This window comes from Nocardiopsis sp. NPDC058789 (genome assembly GCF_042745575.1).
GTDB lineage: Bacteria > Actinomycetota > Actinomycetes > Streptosporangiales > Streptosporangiaceae > Nocardiopsis > Nocardiopsis eucommiae.
This window is the reverse complement of the sequence record NZ_JBHYOW010000009.1, coordinates 164,378-180,436: the sequence shown is the minus strand read 5'-3', so window position 1 is coordinate 180,436 and position 16,059 is coordinate 164,378. Positions and strand designations below refer to the sequence as shown.

General features: G+C 70.9%; 13 protein-coding genes and 1 pseudogene. 9 read left to right on the top strand and 5 right to left on the bottom strand.

Annotated features, from left to right (window positions below):
- Positions 1 to 134: 134 nt before the first annotated feature.
- The gene (locus ACFW3L_RS15650; protein WP_378740816.1) at positions 135 to 1,310 is read right to left on the bottom strand and encodes an iron-containing alcohol dehydrogenase; all 1,176 of its coding nucleotides are present in this window, start codon (positions 1,308 to 1,310) and stop codon (positions 135 to 137) included.
- A complete protein-coding gene (locus ACFW3L_RS15645) occupies positions 1,307 to 2,647 on the bottom strand; it encodes an aspartate aminotransferase family protein (RefSeq protein ID WP_378740814.1) in 1,341 nt (446 codons plus the stop codon). Before ACFW3L_RS15645 ends, ACFW3L_RS15650 begins: the two co-directional genes overlap by 4 nt.
- Positions 2,648 to 2,868: 221 nt before the next feature.
- Here ACFW3L_RS15645 and ACFW3L_RS15640 point away from each other — a divergent pair, with 221 nt between their 5' ends.
- The 3 genes from ACFW3L_RS15640 (at position 2,869) to ACFW3L_RS15630 (ending at position 5,111) form a co-directional block, all read left to right on the top strand.
- Positions 2,869 to 3,663, top strand: a complete 795-nt coding sequence (locus ACFW3L_RS15640) for a BTAD domain-containing putative transcriptional regulator (RefSeq protein WP_378740811.1) — start codon at positions 2,869 to 2,871, stop codon at positions 3,661 to 3,663.
- Positions 3,664 to 3,873: 210 nt separating this feature from the next.
- Positions 3,874 to 4,233 (top strand): RidA family protein, encoded by a 360-nt coding sequence (locus tag ACFW3L_RS15635; RefSeq protein WP_378740808.1) that lies wholly within the window; start codon positions 3,874 to 3,876, stop codon positions 4,231 to 4,233.
- A complete protein-coding gene (locus ACFW3L_RS15630) occupies positions 4,230 to 5,111 on the top strand; it encodes a tyrosine recombinase XerC (protein WP_378740805.1) in 882 nt (293 codons plus the stop codon). Before ACFW3L_RS15635 ends, ACFW3L_RS15630 begins: the two co-directional genes overlap by 4 nt.
- A 580-nt stretch (positions 5,112 to 5,691) precedes the next feature.
- Here ACFW3L_RS15630 and ACFW3L_RS15625 read toward each other — a convergent pair.
- Positions 5,692 to 6,066 (bottom strand): annotated as a pseudogene (locus tag ACFW3L_RS15625) (peptidoglycan DD-metalloendopeptidase family protein); the annotation flags it as partial.
- Positions 6,067 to 6,392: 326 nt separating this feature from the next.
- On the opposite strand from ACFW3L_RS15625, the gene rpsB reads away from it, so the two are divergent.
- From rpsB to ACFW3L_RS15595, 6 genes are all read left to right on the top strand, one after another.
- Entirely contained in the window at positions 6,393 to 7,331 is a 939-nt protein-coding gene (gene rpsB, locus ACFW3L_RS15620) for a 30S ribosomal protein S2 (protein WP_378740803.1), read from the top strand.
- Positions 7,332 to 7,459: 128 nt separating this feature from the next.
- Positions 7,460 to 8,296: a translation elongation factor Ts gene (gene tsf / locus ACFW3L_RS15615; RefSeq protein ID WP_378740801.1), complete on the top strand. Its 837-nt coding sequence runs from the start codon at positions 7,460 to 7,462 to the stop codon at positions 8,294 to 8,296.
- 224 nt (positions 8,297 to 8,520) lie between these two features.
- On the top strand, positions 8,521 to 9,264 hold the full coding sequence (pyrH, locus tag ACFW3L_RS15610) for a UMP kinase (RefSeq protein WP_040694415.1): 744 nt from the start codon (positions 8,521 to 8,523) through the stop codon (positions 9,262 to 9,264).
- 61 nt (positions 9,265 to 9,325) lie between these two features.
- Positions 9,326 to 9,883: a ribosome recycling factor gene (gene frr, locus ACFW3L_RS15605; RefSeq protein WP_352388485.1), complete on the top strand. Its 558-nt coding sequence runs from the start codon at positions 9,326 to 9,328 to the stop codon at positions 9,881 to 9,883.
- Between the two features lie 3 nt (positions 9,884 to 9,886).
- Complete coding sequence (locus tag ACFW3L_RS15600) at positions 9,887 to 10,840, top strand: phosphatidate cytidylyltransferase (RefSeq protein ID WP_378740798.1); 954 nt, start codon at positions 9,887 to 9,889, stop codon at positions 10,838 to 10,840.
- A gap of 116 nt (positions 10,841 to 10,956) precedes the next feature.
- The gene (locus ACFW3L_RS15595) at positions 10,957 to 12,138 is read left to right on the top strand and encodes a pyridoxal phosphate-dependent aminotransferase (RefSeq protein ID WP_378740796.1); all 1,182 of its coding nucleotides are present in this window, start codon (positions 10,957 to 10,959) and stop codon (positions 12,136 to 12,138) included.
- Positions 12,139 to 12,211: 73 nt separating this feature from the next.
- On the opposite strand, the gene ACFW3L_RS15590 is transcribed toward ACFW3L_RS15595, so the two are convergent.
- Positions 12,212 to 13,642, bottom strand: coding sequence for an APC family permease (locus ACFW3L_RS15590; RefSeq protein WP_378740794.1), 1,431 nt, complete (start codon positions 13,640 to 13,642; stop codon positions 12,212 to 12,214).
- 253 nt (positions 13,643 to 13,895) lie between these two features.
- A complete protein-coding gene (gene glgB, locus ACFW3L_RS15585; protein ID WP_378741039.1) occupies positions 13,896 to 16,040 on the bottom strand; it encodes a 1,4-alpha-glucan branching protein GlgB in 2,145 nt (714 codons plus the stop codon).
- Positions 16,041 to 16,059: the final 19 nt, after the last annotated feature.

Below are 16,059 nucleotides of genomic sequence, written 5' to 3'. Positions count from 1 at the left end.
GAACCCCCCGACCGGCCCGGCCCTCACCTGCCCGGCTCACGTGTGGGCGCGAGGGAGCCCGGTGGTCACGCCAGGACTCCGTGCCCGAGGCGACCCTTGGGGGTGGTCGCGGGAGACGGATGGGGATGCTCCGCCTAGACGCCCTCGAAGAGGGAACGCACCTGCTCCCTGGTCCTCGGCCGCAGCGGCTCGGACCAGGCACGCCAGGTCTGCTCGGTCAGCTCCTCGGCGGTGACGTCCAGGCCCAGCTCCTCGAACTCGGTGGGGAAGCCCCAGCGGCGCAGGAGGTCGCCCAGCGCGTCCGCGACCTCGACCGGGGTCACCGACGTGCCCGTCAGGCCCAGCGCCCGACCGCCCAGCTCGGCCAGCCGGTCCGCGTGCCCGGCCAGTTTGTCGCCGTCCACCACCATCCGCGCCCACCGGGTCAGCAGGACGCCGAGGGCCGGTCCCTTGCGCAGACCCTGGGCGGTGAGCGTGTTGGTCGGGTACCAGACCCAGAACGAGTGCAGGTGGCGGCCGATCTGGTGCAGCGTGAACGTGCTGACGCTGGCGGCCAGCGCGACGGTGCCGCGCGCCTCCAGGTCGTCACCGTCGGCGAGGGCCCGTTCTGCGGCCGGGATCACCGCCCTGATCTGGCCGATCGCGACCTCGTCGGGCAGGGCCGTGGTGGGCGGGTCCGACACCATGGGGACCAGGAGCCGCGCGACCGTCTCCAGGGCGCCCTCGGCGGTCAGGGCGGGCGGCAGCGACGTGTGCAGCATCGGGTCGATCACCGCGACCCTGGGGAACAGGGACCAGTGGACCAGGAAACGGCGGTCGGTCCCGTCGGCCAGGCTCGCCTTGGCGTTGACCTCGCTACCGGTCGCCGCCGTGGTGGGCACCGCCACCACGGGCAGACCGCCCCGCGTGACGGGCTCGGGCATGACGAACCCGCCGCCGGGCTTCCACCCGGTGAGCAGGCCGGGTAGGGCCACCGCCGCGGCAGCCGCCTTGGCCAGGTCCATCACGGTTCCGCCGCCGATCGCGCAGACGGAGCGGACACCCTCCGCGCGCAGGCGGTCGGCCAGCTCCACGGCCTCCTGCCGGGTGGGCGTGGAGGGGGCGCGGCGGACGATCACCTCGGGGGCGAGCCGTTCCAGCAGCGCGGCCACACCGGGCACGGAGGTCGCGGCGTACTCGTCCACCACGACCGCCACCGGGCGGCCCGTCCGCTCGATCTCCAGCGGCACGTCACGCAGACGGCCCGCGCCGAAGTCGACCCTGGTGGGCACCCACCAGTGGGGGTTGATGGTGGAACCCGTGTCGGTCATCGTGACCTCACCGCCTTCAACGCGCCGGTCAGCCGGGCCGCGATCTCGTCCACTTCGGCGTCGGTGACGACCAGTGGGGGGAACAGGAGCAGGCAACGGCGGCTCAGGTGCACCAGGAGCCCGTTGCGCTGGCACAGGTGGCTGATCATCGCCATGTCCATGGGGGAGAGCGGCGCTCGGCTCTCCTGGTCACGGACCAGTTCGACGGCCAGGGCCAGGCCCTCGCCGCGCACCTCACCGACGATGTCGAGTTCGAGGAGCGCGTCCAGGTGCTGCCGCAGCCGGGCCCCGGCCTTGGCGGAGCGCTCCACCAGGTTCTCGTCCTCCATGACGTCCAGGGTGGCGAGGGCGGCGGCGCAGGCGGCGGGGTTGCCGGACTGGGTCTCCCCGTGCGTCAGGTAGGTCCCCGAGGACTCGTAGGCCTCGAACACCTCGGCGGGGAAGAGCGTGGCCGCCAGCGGGAGGTACCCGCTGTTGATGCCCTTGGACATGGTCACCACGTCGGGCCGGACACCGGTGTGCTCGCTCGCGAACATCCTCCCGGTGCGTCCGAACCCGGTGGCCACCTCGTCGACGATCAGGTGGGCCCCCATGCGCTCGGTGGCGGCGGCGACCTCCTCCAGGAAGCCCTTCGGCGGCATCAGCACACCGCCCGAGCAGAGGACGGGTTCGACGATGACGGCGGCCACCTGGTCGCCCTCGGTGCGTTCGAGTTCGGCCAGGGCCTCGCGGCAGGTCCGCTCGTCGGGGCCCAGGCCGCGTTCGGCGGCGAAGGGGTCGGGGTAGGGGAGCAGCCGGTTCCACCGGCGGTCCACCCCGTACTCCTCCTGGTCGAGCTCCTCGCCGGTCAGGGCCATGGCACCGATCCCGGTCCCGTGCCAGGAGTGGGCGTCGAAGGAGACCACCAGGCGGCGCTCGGGCTGCCCGACCAGGCTCCGGTACCGGCGCAGCACCTTGACGGCCGCCTCGTTGGCGGAGGAGCCGGAGGAGGAGAAGTAGACGCGGTCGAAGCGCCCGGGCGCGATCTCCAGCAGTCGGGCGGCGAGGTCGCGGGCGACGTCGTGGCCGTAGCGGAACAGCGTTCCGTAGGAGAACCGGCGCAGCTGCTCGGTGACGGCGTCGACGATCCGGGGGTGGTTCCAACCGCAGGTCACGTTCCACAGGCCGGACGTGGCGGACAGGTAACTGTTCCCGGCCTCGTCCCGTACCCGGACGCCGTCGCCCTCCACGAGGGTCGTCCCGCCCCGCTCGAACATGGACATCGAGGTCATCGGCAGCCACAGGGGCGAGGCTCCCGAGGTTCCCGTCGGCGCGGGGGATCGCCCGTCAGAGTTCATCTGGCACTTTCTTGGCAGGCTTCGGTCGGCGCTGGTCCCAGCTTGGGGGAAGTCGCTTACACCTCGATTACTGTCCGGTTGCGCCGAACAGGTCTTTCGACCTACTTTCAACACGTGCTGAAGGTAACCGTCGGCAATGATTTGCCACGTGAAGTAGTGATAAAGCTGGCCCGTTCCAGACGCACGGAGTTGGGTAGAGCACTTCCCGAACAGGAGGCGACGTGATTGAGTTCGGGATTCTGGGTCCGCTGGTCATTTATCGGGACGGCGTTCCGGTTGTGCTCAGGGCCCCCATGTTGCGCCGTCTGTTGGCCGTGCTGCTGAGTCAGGGAGGGCACCGGCTCTCGCTGGACGAACTGGCGGAGGCCCTCTGGGAGGGCGCGCCGCCGGACGGGGCCCGCAGCACCCTGCAGGTGTACGTCCACCGGCTGCGGAAGGTGCTGGACGACAGCGGCCGTCTGGTGCGGGACGGCCCGGGATATCGCATGGAGTTGTGTAGTGCGGAGGTCGACGCGAAGAGGTTCGAGACGACGGTCGTCCTCGCGCGCAGGGCACGGAGCCGGAGCGAGCTCCAGCAGGCCTCCGAAATGTACTGCCACGCCCTGGGGCTGTGGCGGGGAAGACCGTATTCGGATATTCCCAACAGTGGTGTGGTGGCGAACGAGATTCGGCGGCTGGAGGAACTCAGGCTGTTGACCAACCAGGAAAGGATCGAGATCGACCTCGACCGTGGGCACCACGCCCGTCTGGTGCCCGAACTCACCGAGCTCGCCGCCCTGCACCCGTATCGGGAGAGACTGCTCGCCCTGTTGATGCTCGCGCTCTACAGGTCGGGCCGCCAGGCCGAGGCACTGGGGATCTATCGGGGAACCCGGCTCCGCCTCGCCCACGAGCTCGGTGTGGAGCCCACCATGCCCCTGCGGCGACTCCACGAGGCGATCCTGCGGGCCGACGGTCAGCTCCTGCGGATCACCGCCGACGACCTGGACACACAGTGGGAACCGAGCGCCGCGTAGGAGGGTTCCCTCGGAGGGTCGTCCCGGATCACCTCCGCGAGCAGACCTGACCAGCCACACGACACCGCCACGGGGACACGGGTCCGCCTCCGCGACGGACACCGTGTCCCCGGCGGCGGTACGCCGACCGAGGCCCACGGGCACGGGCCCGGGGCGCCGGGCACGACGCACCGAGGGGTGCCGGAGCCCGCCGCTGGGTAGGGTTCGACCATGGCCAGAACGTACAGTGACGCCCTGTTGGCCGACGGCCCGCTCCTCTTCGTCTCCGGTCAGGTCCCGGTGGCCCCCGACGGTGACGTCGCGGGCGACGCGGGCGGACAGACCCGGCAGATCTTCCGCAACATGGAGGCCGTGCTGGCCCGGCACGGGGCCGACCTGACCCACGTGGTGAAGCTGACCTACTACCTCCGCCACATCACCGACCTCGACGAGTTCCGCTCCGCCCTCCTGGACTCCCTGCCCGGAGACCACCGGCCCGCGGCCACGCTGGTCGAGGTGAGCGGTCTGGTGGACCCGCGCTTCCACGTGGAGATCGACGCCGTCGCCTGCCTGCCCCGGGAGCGCGCGTGACCGCCGGCCCGCTGGAGGGCTTCGCCGCCCACCTGTCCGGCGAACTGGGTCGCTCCCCGCACACCGTGCGCGGCTACCTGGCCGACCTCACCTCCCTTCTGGAGCACCTCGACGCGTGCGGCCACGGCCCGGCCGACCTCGACGTCCCCCTGATCCGCGCCTGGCTCTCCCGTGCCCGATCCGCCGGAGCCAGCCGGTCCACCATCGCCCGACGGGTGGCGGCGGTCCGCGCCCTCACCCGCTACCTGCACCGCGAGGGGGTCCTGGCCACCGACCCCGGCCCCCGCCTGGCCACCCCCCGCCAACAGCGCTCCCTGCCCACCGTCCTGGACGAGGAGCAGGCGGCCTCCGCCCTGGAGGGCCCCGCTCCCACCACCCCGGTCGAGCTGCGCCGCCACGCGGTGGTGGAACTGCTCTACGCCACCGGCATCCGGGTGGCCGAACTCTGCGCACTGGACCTGGCCGACCTCGACCGCGCCCGGAACACCGTCCGGGTGCTGGGCAAGGGCGACAAGGAGCGCACGGTCCCGGTGGGAGCCCCGGCCCTGGACGCCGTGGACGCCTGGACCACCCGGGGACGTCCCGAATTCGTGTCCCCGACCCCCACCGGAGCCCTCCTCCTGGGCGCCCGGGGTGGCCGCCTGGGCGTCCGCCAGGCCCGTGAGGACGTCCACGCCCACCTGCGCGCCGCCGGGGTGGACTCCGCCCCGCACGGCCTGCGCCACACCGCCGCCACCCACCTCCTCAACGGCGGAGCCGACCTGCGCAGCGTCCAGGAGTTCCTCGGCCACTCCAGCCCGCGCAGCACGCAGATCTACACCCACGTCTCCGTGGAGCGCCTGCGCACCGCCTACCAACAGGCCCACCCCCGCGCCTGAGCGCGCACGGCACCGAACCGGGGGCGGGGCGCGCCTCCACCTGGCACCGCTGCGACTTCCGTACGCAGGGAAGCCACTCCGTCCGCCATGGTTCCTGCTCGGGGTTTCCCCGACTGGGGTGACGGGTCCCGCCAGGTGCTGGCCGCACCGGTGCGCGGCCCCGGTGGTCGGTCCGCGACAGTGAGTCCCCTCCGTCCGCCATGGTTCCTGCGCTGGGCCCCGATCTGGGGCGTTCCCCGCCAGGTGCGGTCCGCTTCGGTGCGTGGCCTCGGTGGTCGGGTCGCGGCGGCTGAGAGCGGAGGCCTCTGCGCATGGTTCCTGCTCGGGGCTTCCCGGTCGGGGTGACGGGTCCGTGCCTGACAGCCGCTGCGGTGTGGCCCCGGTGATCGGGACAGCGGACATGCGGGCTCCCGGGGGCCTGGCCGGGGCAGTGGCCCGGCCGCTGGCCCGCACCCAGTTCGACCCCCGCCGCCCGGTGGAGGGGCAGCAGGCGGATCCCGCCTCGGCCCAGGAGGCCGAGGGGGTCCAGGTAGTCGGAGGCGCGGAGCAGACCCCAGTGGAGGCAGGGACGGTCCGGACAGTGCCGGGGCTCGGCGGACAGCGTGCCCAGGGGACCGTCGCCCACCGGGTCGCCCCGGGCGACGGTGGCGTCCACAGGGAGGTAGGTGGTGCGCAGGTCCCCGTGGGAGACGCTCACCACTCCCACCCCCGCGATCCGGCCGGCGTAGTGCACCACACCAGGGCCCGCCGGGTGGATCGGCTGCCCCGGTTCGGCGGCCAGGTCCACGCCCCGGTGCCCGGGAAGCCAGGGCTGTTCGGGCGGGTCGAAGCCGCGCAGGACCTCGGCGGGAGGGTCCACCGGCCAGCGCCAGGAGGGCGTGGCCCGGTGGGAGAGGACGGGCAGAAGCAGGAGGGAGAGCGAGAGGAGGACGTGCCAGAGGCGGCGAGGACACATGCTTCCAGCGTGCGCTCGGCGGTCCGGATCCGCCACCGCTGATCGGGATCTGTGGACAACTCCCCGGAGGTCGGGGAACCGCCCCTGAAGAGGCGTCGGCGCCCGAGCGATCTGCCTGGGCACGGAGCTGTTCCGGGGTGTGCCCGGCGGAGGATAGAATTGTCTGTGGTCCGCTGGACCAACCAACAATACGCACGCCCACCCGCCTCCTCCGGGAGGGGCCGCACCCACGGTCCACACCGCTTCGGCGGGGTGGCGGTACGGCCGGGGCGTCAGGATCAACCGACGGCGGAGCATCCCTCCGCCACCGCAAGGAGGACCAGGTCATGGCCACAGTCGTGACGATTCGCCAGCTCCTGGAGAGCGGCGTCCACTTCGGGCACCAGACCCGTCGCTGGAACCCCAAGATGAAGCGCTTCATCTTCACCGAGCGCAACGGCATCTACATCATCGACCTCCAGAAGTCGCTGGCGTACATCGACCGTGCCTACGAGTTCGTCAAGCAGACGGTCGCCCACGGTGGCACCATCCTGTTCGTCGGCACGAAGAAGCAGGCGCAGGAGGCCATCGACGAGCAGGCCCGCCGCGTCGGCATGCCCTTCGTCAACCAGCGCTGGCTGGGCGGCATGCTCACCAACTTCTCCACCGTGCACAAGCGGCTCCAGCGTCTCAAGGAGCTGGAGGAGATCGACTTCGACGACGTCGCCGGCTCCGCGCTCACCAAGAAGGAGCTGCTGAACCTTCGCCGTGAGAAGGACAAGCTGGAGCGCACCCTCGGTGGTATCCGCGACATGTCCCGCGTGCCCAGCGCCGTGTGGATCGTGGACACCAAGAAGGAGCACATCGCGATCAGCGAGGCTCGCAAGCTGAACATCCCGGTCGTCGCGATCCTCGACACCAACTGCGACCCGGACGAGGTCGACTACCCGATCCCGGGTAACGACGACGCCATCCGCAGCGTCAGCCTCCTCACCCGCGTCGTCGCCGACGCCGTCGCCGACGGTCTGCTGGTCCGCTCCGGTGCCTCCGGCGCGACCGAGGAGAAGGCCGCCGAGGAGCCCCTGGCCGAGTGGGAGCGCGAGCTCCTCGAGGGCAAGAGCGAGACGGCCGCCGCCGAGGCCGCCGCCGAGCAGGCCCCGGCCGAGACCCCGACCGTCGCCCCGGCCGACGAGGTCGCCGCCGAGGCTCCGGCCGAGGTCACCTCCGAGGACTCCCCGGTGGACGCCCCCGAGCAGGCCCCCGCTGAGGACAAGACCGCCGAGTAGTCAGCGGTCCCTTCCGGGGACACCGTCTCCCGTGCGCCGCCTCGCCCCTCGTGGGCGGGGCGGCCCGTGCGGTGCTCACCCGGTCACTTCCAGATCCGACTTCACTCCAAGGGAATCCGAGAACAGGCATGGCGAACTTCACCGCCGCGGACGTCAAGAAGCTGCGCGACGCGACCGGCGCCGGCATGATGGACTGCAAGAAGGCCCTGACCGAGGCCGACGGCGACTACGACAAGGCCGTCGAGGCCCTGCGCATCAAGGGCGCCAAGTCCGTCGACAAGCGCGCCGACCGCACCGCCGCCCAGGGCATGGTCGTCCTCAAGCAGGAGAGCGAGGGTAAGGCCACCCTCATCGAGCTCAACTGCGAGACCGACTTCGTCGCCAAGAACGCCGGTTTCATCGAGCTGGCCAACCAGGTCGCGGACTTCGTCGCCGCCCAGGACGGCGACGACATCGCCGCCATCGCCGCCGCCGAGATCGAGCCGGGCAAGAGCCTCCAGGCGTACATCGAGGGCAAGAGCGCGATCATCGGGGAGAAGCTCGAGTTCCGCCGCATCGCGAAGTTCGACGGCGCCTACGTCGCGAGCTACCTGCACAAGTCCGACCCGGACCTGCCCCCGAGCATGGGCGTCCTGGTCGAGCTGGACAAGAAGGACGAAGAGGTCGGCAAGGACCTCGCCCAGCAGATCGCCGCGCTGGCCCCGCAGTACGTCAGCAAGGACGAGGTCCCCGCCGAGGTCGTCGCCAACGAGCGCCGCATCGCCGAGGAGACCACCCGCGAGGAGGGCAAGCCCGAGCAGGCGATCCCCAAGATCGTGGAGGGCCGCCTCAACGGTTACTTCAAGGACGTGACGCTGCTCGGCCAGCCGTTCGTCAAGGAGAACAAGAAGTCAGTCCAGAAGGTCGTCGACGAGGCCGGGGTCACCGTCAAGCGCTTCGTTCGCTTCAAGGTCGGCCAGGCCTAGGGAGTTGTCCGGTGGGGCGTTCCGAGAAGGCGTCCACCGCACACACCCTGGGGTTTTGACATGATGGAGGTGCCGGGGAGACTTCTCTCCCCGGCACCTTCTGGTGGATATGGGTGGATTTGGGGCGACCTTCGCCCCCGCCGCCCGCAGCAGGAGCACTCGGGGGACCCTGTGCCACTCGGGGAGAACAAGGGAGGCCACAGGCCGTGTCGGAGAACGAAGCGATGACCACCGAACCCGCCATGCACGACTCCGGTTGGAAACGTGTGATGCTCAAGCTCTCGGGGGAGGCGTTCGCCGGAGGTGGCGGTCTCGGCATCGAGCCCGAGGTCGTCCAGTACGTGGCGGAGTCCATCGCGGAGGCGGTCTCCGAGGGCATCCAGGTCGCCGTCGTCGTCGGTGGCGGCAACATGTTCCGCGGCGCGCAGCTCACCGAGGGCGGGATCGAGCGCGGCCGCGCCGACTACATGGGGATGCTCGGCACCGTCATCAACTGCCTCGCCCTCCAGGACTTCCTGGAGCGTCTGGGTGTGGACACCCGCGTACAGACCGCGATCCACATGAGCCAGGTCGCCGAGGCCTACATTCCGCGCCGCGCCATCCGCCACCTGGAGAAGGGCCGCGTGGTCATCTTCGGTGCCGGTCTCGGCGCGCCGTTCTTCTCCACCGACACCACCGCCGCCCAGCGCGCGCTGGAGATCGGCGCCCAGGCGGTCCTCAAGGGCACCCAGGTCGACGGGGTCTACGACTCCGACCCGCAGCGCAACCCGGACGCGGTCAAGTTCGACAAGCTCAACTACAACGAGGTCCTCACCCGCGGCCTCAAGGTCATGGACGCCACGGCCGTCAGCCTGTGCATGGACAACGGGCTGCCCATCGTCGTTTTCGACCTCATGAGCCAGGGCAACATCCTGCGCGCCGTCCGCGGTGAGAAGATCGGCACCATCGTCGGCCCCGTCTCCGCCTAGCGGACGGTCGGCCGCGAACACAAGCCACGAACACCCAGCCGAGAACCCGGGAGCGTCCACAATGACCGAAGAAACCCTCCTTGAGGCCGAGGAGAAGATGGAGAAGGCCGTGGCCGTGGCGAAGGAGGACTTCTCCACGATCCGGACCGGCCGTCCCACCCCGGCCACCTTCAACAAGATCACCGTCGACTACTACGGTGCCCGCACGCCGATCAACCAGCTGGCGTCCTTCTCGGTGCCCGAGCCGCGGATGGTCGTCATCTCCCCGTTCGACGTGAACGCGCGGACCGAGATCATCAACGCGATCCGCAACAGCGACCTCGGCGTCAACCCCTCGGACGACGGTCAGGTCATCCGCGTGGTGTTCCCGGACCTGTCCGAGGAGCGCCGCAAGGAGTACGTGAAGGTCGCGCGCACCAAGGCCGAGGACAGCAAGGTCTCGATCCGCAACGTGCGCCGTCGTGCCAAGGACAGCTTCGAGAAGGCCGTCAAGGCCGGCGACCTCGGTGAGGACGAGGCGCACCGCGCCCAGGCCGAGCTGGACGAGCTCTCCCAGAAGTACGTCGCCGCCATCGACGAGCTGTTGAAGCACAAGGAATCTGATCTTCTCGAGGTTTAGCCGGTGAGCACACCTTCCAAGGGTTCCGGAGGCGATGACCACTCACCGGAGCACAGACCCGACGACATTCCCCCGTCCGGGGCGGACGACCCCGCCTCGGACACGGCCGCCGGGCAGCGCTTCGTGCTGCACAAGCCGGGGGGTGAACCGGTCAGGACCGGTCGCAACCTCCCGGTGGCCATCGCCAGCGGGTGCGCCCTGGGCGCGCTCGTGTTCTTCTCGGTCTTCCCGTGGCCGCAGCTGTTCACGATCATCACCTCGCTGGGGGTGCTGATCGGCCTGCGCGAGCTCAACCGGGCCTTCGGCGGCAAGGGCATGACCCTGGCCGTGGTCCCGTTGGCCGTGGGCGGGGTGGCCATGCAGGCCGGAGCCTACTTCGGTGGCGCGGACTGGTTGGCGGGCATCGCCGCCCTCACGGCGATCGCCTGCCTGGCCTGGCGGTTGAGGGGCGGGGCCGAGGGGTTCGTCGCCGACGCGTCGGCGAACCTGTTCGTCCTGGTGTACCTGCCGTTCATGCTGGCCACGTGGATGCTGCTCATCGCGCATCCCGAGGACGGCCAGTACCGGCTCGTGGTGTTCATCCTCGTGACGATCTCCAGCGACATCGGCGGGTACTTCGCCGGGATCCTGCTGGGGCGGCACAAGATGGCGCCGGTCATCAGCCCGAACAAGACCTGGGAGGGTTTCGGCGGCTCCGTGGTGGGCTGCGCGGTGGCGGGCGCGCTGTGCGTGACCCTCCTGCTGGGCGGCCCCTGGTGGGTCGGTGTGGTCCTGGGCCTGGCCGTGGTCCTGGCGGCCACGGTCGGTGACCTCATCGAGTCGCTCTTCAAGCGCGACCTCGGTGTCAAGGACATGGGCCGGTTCATGCCGGGCCACGGCGGTCTGATGGACCGCATCGACTCGCTGCTCATCGCGGGTCCGGTGGTCTGGATCGTGCTGAGCCTCCTCCTCCCGTAGCGAACGGGTGGGCCCCCGACCTCGTGGCACCCAGTGACGGACCGGGCGCGACGAGATCGGGGGCCTTCGTCGTGCCCGGGGGCGACGAAGGGGTGCCGGGTGGATACGCTCGACGGGTGGATGAACCTCTGATCGAACGCATGCGCCAGTACGGTGAGACGATCTTCGCCGAGATGACGCGCCTGGCCGTGGAGACCGAGTCCGTGAACCTCGGACAGGGTTTCCCCGACACCGACGGACCGCGCTCCCTCCTGGAGGGCGCCTCCCGCAACATCTTGGCGGGGGTGAACCAGTACCCGCCGGGGCCGGGCCGCCCGGAGCTGCGCGACGCCGTGAGCCGCTACCGTGCCCGTCACTACGGCCTGGAGTTCGACCCCGAGGCCGAGGTGTACGTGACGGTCGGCGCGACGGCCGGGATCGCCGCCTCGATGCTGGCGCTTGTGGAGGCCGGGGACGAGGTGATCGTCTTCGAGCCGATGTACGACTCCTACGCCGCGACGATCTCCCTCGCCGGAGGGGTGCGGCGCCCGGTGACGCTGCGCCGCGAGTCGCTGAGCGGCCGTTTCACGTTCGATCCCGCCGAGCTCCGCGCGGCGGTGACCCCGCGCACCAGGCTGATCATGGTCAACAGCCCGCACAACCCCACCGGCACGGTGTTCACGCCCGCCGAGCTGGAGGAGATCGCCGCGGTCTGCCGTGAGAACGACCTCATCGCGGTCACCGACGAGGTGTACGAGTTCCTCACCTTCGACGACCGTCGACACGTGCCGTTGGCCACGCTGCCGGGCATGCGCGAGCGGACCCTGTCCATCTCCTCGGTGGGCAAGACGTTCGCCGTCACCGCGTGGAAGACCGGCTGGGTCACCGGCCCCGAACCCCTCGTCCGCGCCGTGCGCACGGTCAACCAGTTCCTCACCTTCTCCGCCAACGGCGCGCTCCAGCTGGCCATCGCCGACGCCCTCGACAACGAGGGGGAGTGGATCGAACGGCAGCGGCTCGCGCTCCAGGGCAAGCGGGACCGGCTCGCGGAGGGCCTGACCCGGGCCGGGTTCGAGGTGAACGTCTGTGAGGGCACCTACTTCCTGATGACGGACATCCGCCCGCTCGGGTACGCGGACGGCGTGGACGTCGCCCGGGCACTGCCCCGTCAGGCGGGGGTGGCGGCGGTCCCCGCCAAGGTGTTCTACGACCGGCAGGACGAGGGGCGGCACCTGCTGCGCTTCGCCTTCTGCAAGAAGGACGAGGTGCTGGACGAGGCGGTCCGGCGCCTGGCCTCCTGGCACGGCTGGGTGAACTGAGCCCGACGGGCGCGGCCCCTCCGGTCCGCGTCGACGGGGCCGGAGGGCGCGGGGAGGTCCCGGGCCGGGCGGTTCAGAGGGCGGGGGATCTCCTTCCGTCCCGGGCGTCCATGATCTCGATGAGGCGTTCCTCGGCGTCCGGGCCGGGAGCGACTCGGGGGAGGCGCCACATGAGGACGGCGCCGCCGATCCACCAGGCCAGGACCATGACCCACTCGTGGGGCCAGCCCAGGGCGGCGGGCATGCCGGGCAGGTAGAGCAGGAAGAGGCCGAAGGCCAGCACGAAGGCGGTGACGCCCACGGGGGTCCCCGCGCGGACCCGGAACGGGCGCTCCATCTCCGGTTCGCGGCGGCGCAGCACCAGGAAGCACAGCACCACCGTCAGGTAGGCGATGACGATGTTCAGCCCGCCGGCGTTGACCAGCCACACGAGCATCGGGCGGCCGAAGAGCGGGGCCAGGACCGAGAGCGCTCCGATGAACAGCACCGCGTTGGCGGGGGTGCGGAAGCGCGGGTGCAGCTCCCCGAACCAGGAGGGGAGCATCCGCGACCGGGCCATGGCGTAGATGAGGCGGCTGCCCCCGATCAGGAAGGCGTTCCAGCTGGTGAGCAGCCCGGCCACGCCGCCCAGGACCAGGAGGTTGCCCATGGCGGCGCTGTTCCACATGGCGGCCATGGAGTCGGCCGAGGCGAGCTCGGAGCCCAGGAGGTCGGCGGCGGGCATCCCGGCGCCGGCGGTCAGCATCACCATCACGTACCAGGCGGTGGCGCAGAAGACCGAGACCACCAGGAGCGAGCCGACCAGGCGGTGGGGCAGCCTGATCTCCGAGGCGGACTGGGGGATGACGTCGAAGCCCACGAACAGGAACGGGACAGCGACCAGCACCACGAACATCCCGGACACCCCGCCGGTGAAGAGGGGTTCCATGTTCGCGGTGGAGCCGCCCACGAAGGCGCCGGTGAGCATCGCCGCGCCCGCCGCGAGCAGGAACAGGACGGTGACGCCCTGGAAGACGCTGGCCGGTCGGATCCCGACGTAGTTGAGGGCCGTCATGGCCACGGCGCTCAGCACCCCGATGGCGACGAGGCTGGCGTGGACGTCGTACCCGGCGATCGTCCACAGGTGGCCGACCTCGATGTCCGGGAAGAGGTAGACGAGGGTCTGGGGGACGGCGACCGCCTCGAAGGCGACCACCGAGACGTATCCCAGGACCATGGCCCAGGAGGCGACGAAGGCGCCCTTGGGACCGATCGCGCGCATGGCGTAGTGGTGCTCACCGCCCGCGTGCGGCATGGCGGAGACCAGCTCGGCGTAGGTGAGGCCGACGAAGGCCATCACCACGCCGCCGATGACGAAGGCCAGGGCGGCGCCGCCGCTGCCCGCCGCGTCGACGAAGTCGCCGGTGAGGACGATCCAGCCGAAGCCGATCATCGCGCCGAAGGCCAGGGCGAGGACGTCGGTCCTGCCCAGGACCCTGACGAAACCCGGACTCGTGTTGGACATGGGGGGCTCCCAACGGTCGTGCCTGTGTCGGGGGACACATGTGTGGGGGACAAGAGAACACGTGGCGGTCCCCACGGGAAGTGCCGTGCTGGCCAGGTGGCTCGGCGGGGTTGTACAGACTGGCTGGTGGTGGGTTGACGGGACCTGTGTCGGGCGGGGCAGGACTTCCAGTAGAACCGGAATCCGGGGCACACGAAAGCCCCGGGGCGCTGCCTGTGGACAACTCCCCGGGGCACGTGGCCCTACGGTCGGGTCAGCGCTGGGGCTCGAACCAGACCGCGCCCAGCGGAGGCAGGGTGATCTCGGCGGAGAAGGGCTGACCGTGCCACTCCTGGGGCTGGGCCTCGACGGACGTGGGCGCCTCGTGGCCCGAACCCCCGAAGCGCGGCTCGTCGGAGTTGAGCACCGACGTCCAGCGGCCCTCGGAGGGCAGGCCCACGCGCCAGTTCGTGCGGGGCACCGGCGAGAAGTTCACCGCGCACGCCAGCACGGAGCCGTCCTCGCCGTGGCGCAGGTAGCTCAGCGTGTTGCCCTCGTGGTCACCGCCGTCCAGCCAGCGGAAGCCCGCCGGGTCCGTGTCCAGGGACCACAGCGCCGGGCGCGGCCGGTAGGCGTGGTTGAGCGCCCTGACCAGCTTCTGCGCCCCCGCGTGGTGCTCGAACTGGAGCAGCCACCACGGCACCCCCTCCTCGTGGGACCACTCGTCTCCCTGGGCGATCTCGCCGCCCATGAACAGCAGCTGCTTGCCCGGGTGGGACCACATGAACGCGAGCAGCGCCCGCAGCGTCGCGGCCCGCTGCCACTCGTCGCCGGGCGGCTTGTTGAACAGCGCCTGCTTGCCGTGCACCACCTCGTCGTGCGACAGCGGGAGCACGTAGTTCTCGCTGTAGGCGTAGACCATCGAGAAGGTGATGTCGTCGTGGTGGTACTTCCGGTGGATCGGCTCCTTCTTCACGTACTCCAGTGAGTCGTGCATCCAGCCCATGTTCCACTTCAGCCCGAACCCGAGCCCGCCCTGGTCCACCGGCCGCGTCACGCCGGTGTAGGCCGTGGACTCCTCCGCGATCATCGCCACGTTCGGGTTGCGCCGGTAGACCGTGCTGTTGAGCTCCTTGAGGAAGTCGATCGCCTCCAGGTTCTCCCGGCCGCCGAACGCGTTCGGCTCCCACTGTCCGGAGTCCCTGGAGTAGTCGAGGTAGATCATCGACGCCACCGCGTCCACCCGGAGGCCGTCGACGTGGAACTCCTCCAGCCAGTACAGGGCGTTGGCGACGAGGAAGTTGCGCACCTCGGTCCGCCCGTAGTTGAAGATCAGCGTCCCCCAGTCGGGGTGCTCGCCGCGCCGGGGGTCCGGGTGCTCGTAGAGGGCCGAGCCGTCGAACCGGGCCAGCGCCCACTCGTCCTTGGGGAAGTGCGCGGGCACCCAGTCCAGGAACACCCCGACCCCGGCCCGGTGCAGCGAGTCCACCAGGTGCCGGAACTCGTCGGGGCTCCCGAAACGCGGCGTCGGCGCGTAGTACGACGTGACCTGGTAGCCCCACGACCCGTCGAAGGGGTGCCCCGCCACCGGCAGGAACTCCACGTGGGTGAAGCCGAGGTCGACGACGTACTCCACCAGCTGCTCGGCCAGCTCCCGGTAGTCCAGCCCCGGCCGCCAGGAGCCCAGGTGTACCTCGTACACGCTCATCGGGGCGCGGTGCGGCTCCACGCCCTTGCGCTCGGCCATCCACTGCTCGTCGGTCCACACGTGCTCGGAGGTGGTGACCACCGACGCCGTCGCCGGGGGCACCTGGGTGCGGCGCGCCATGGGATCGGCCTTGTCCCGCCAGTGCCCGTCGGCGCCCAGGACCTGGAACTTGTACAGGTCGCCGTCGCCCATCCCCGGCACGAACAGCTCCCACACGCCGTTGGCGCCCAGGCTGCGCATGGGGTGCGCGGTCCCGTCCCAGTAGTTGACGTCCCCGATCACCCGCACGCCGCGCGCGTCCGGAGCCCAGACGGCGAAGCGCGTGCCCGGGACCTCGCCCATCGGGCTCTCGACGGTGGTCGTGTGCGCGCCGAGCGCCCGCCACAGCTCCTCGTGGCGGCCCTCACCGATCAGGTGCAGGTCGAGCTCGCCCAGGGTGGGGCCCACCCGGTAGGCGTCGGCCTCCACCCGTTCGGGGCCGCCCTCCTCGTAGCGCACGGCGATCCGGTAGTCGGCGGTGCGGGCGGGGAGCCGGGCGGAGAAGACCCCTCGGTGGCGGTGCGTGAGCCCGACCCTGGAGCCGTCGGGCAGGACGGCGTCCACCTCGACCGCTCCGGGACGCAGGACCCGCAGGTCACGGCCGTGCAGGCCGAGAACGGAGTGCGGGTCGTGGTGCCAGCCGTCCACGACCCGGTCGAGTTCGGCGGCCAGTTCGGCGGAGAGCGCGGCG

What these genes read in the sequence shown, in the direction of transcription:
- pyrH (WP_040694415.1), top strand. Translation starts at nt 8,521, where the DNA reads ATGACCACCGAACCCGCCATGCACGACTCCGGTTGGAAACGTGTGATG.
- ACFW3L_RS15650 (WP_378740816.1), bottom strand. Translation starts at nt 1,310, where the DNA reads ATGACCGACACGGGTTCCACCATCAACCCCCACTGGTGGGTGCCCACC.
- ACFW3L_RS15645 (WP_378740814.1), bottom strand. Translation starts at nt 2,647, where the DNA reads ATGAACTCTGACGGGCGATCCCCCGCGCCGACGGGAACCTCGGGAGCC.
- rpsB (WP_378740803.1), top strand. Translation starts at nt 6,393, where the DNA reads ATGGCCACAGTCGTGACGATTCGCCAGCTCCTGGAGAGCGGCGTCCAC.
- tsf (WP_378740801.1), top strand. Translation starts at nt 7,460, where the DNA reads ATGGCGAACTTCACCGCCGCGGACGTCAAGAAGCTGCGCGACGCGACC.
- ACFW3L_RS15590 (WP_378740794.1), bottom strand. Translation starts at nt 13,642, where the DNA reads ATGTCCAACACGAGTCCGGGTTTCGTCAGGGTCCTGGGCAGGACCGAC.
- frr (WP_352388485.1), top strand. Translation starts at nt 9,326, where the DNA reads ATGACCGAAGAAACCCTCCTTGAGGCCGAGGAGAAGATGGAGAAGGCC.
- ACFW3L_RS15635 (WP_378740808.1), top strand. Translation starts at nt 3,874, where the DNA reads ATGGCCAGAACGTACAGTGACGCCCTGTTGGCCGACGGCCCGCTCCTC.